This is a genomic window from Flavobacterium sp. P1_E4, from assembly GCF_056405915.1.
Map to the genome: position 1 here is coordinate 1 of NZ_JBFUBE010000071.1, position 1170 is coordinate 1170.

1 protein-coding gene is annotated in these 1170 nt (G+C 53.2%); it reads left to right on the forward strand.

Annotation, left to right across the window (positions count from 1 at the left end):
• Positions 1-1170, forward strand: a 1170-nt coding sequence (locus AC1DY0_RS19015; protein WP_477190149.1) for a hypothetical protein, incomplete at both ends; no start/stop codon positions are given.

Here is a 1170-nt window from a genome sequence, read left to right on the forward strand (position 1 = left end):
CCTAGAGACACGGAGCTTCCGGTGATCACCTTGACCCCGGCAGGCACGGTACTTTGTAATCCGACAGCAGCAGAAATCACAGCAGCCTTCGGCACCGCCAGTGTAAGCGACAACTGTTCAACGGGCCTAACTGCAACCGGCACCGAAGCAGCAGAAACAGGCTCGGGTTGTACGTTCTCTACCACCAAAAACTGGACGGTAACCGATACTTGCGGGAACACAGGCTTGGCTTCGCAAACGGTAACTTATACCCGAGACACGGAACTTCCGGTGATCACTTTAATTGCTGCAGGTACATTGGGCTGTAATCCAACGGCAGCAGAAATAACGGCAGCTTTCGGCACCGCTTCGGTAAGCGATAATTGTTCAACAGGCTTAAGTGCTATTGGCAGCGAAGCAGCAGAAACAGGCTCGGGTTGTAGTTTCTCTACCACCAAAAACTGGACGGTAACCGATGCTTGCGGAAATACAGGCTTGGCTTCACAAACGCTAACTTATACCCGAGACACGGAGCTTCCGGTGATCGCCTTGACCCCGGCAGGCACGGTACTTTGTAATCCGACAGCAGCAGAAATCACAGCAGCCTTCGGTACCGCTTCGGTAAGCGACAACTGCACCACAGGCTTAACTGCAACCGGCACCGAAGCAGCAGAAACAGGCTCGGGTTGTACGTTCTCCACCACCAAAAACTGGACGGTAACCGATACTTGCGGGAACACAGGCTTGGCTTCGCAAACGGTAACTTATACTAGAGACACGGAACTTCCGGTGATCACTTTAATTGCTGCAGGTACATTGGGCTGTAATCCAACGGCAGCAGAAATCACAGCAGCCTTCGGAACAGCGAGTGTAAGCGATAACTGCTCGGTTGGCTTAACAGCAACCGGTACCGAAGCAGCAGAAACAGGCTCGGGTTGTACGTTCTCTACCACCAAAAACTGGACGGTATCCGATGCTTGCGGAAATACAGGCACGGCTTCACAAACGCTAACTTATACCCGAGACACGGAACTTCCGGTGATCACCTTGACCCCGTCAGGCACGGTACTTTGTAATCCGACAGCAGCAGAAATCACAGCAGCCTTCGGCACCGCCAGTGTAAGCGACAACTGCTCAACGGGCCTAACTGCAATCGGTACCGAAGCAGCAGAAACCGGCTCGGGTTGTACG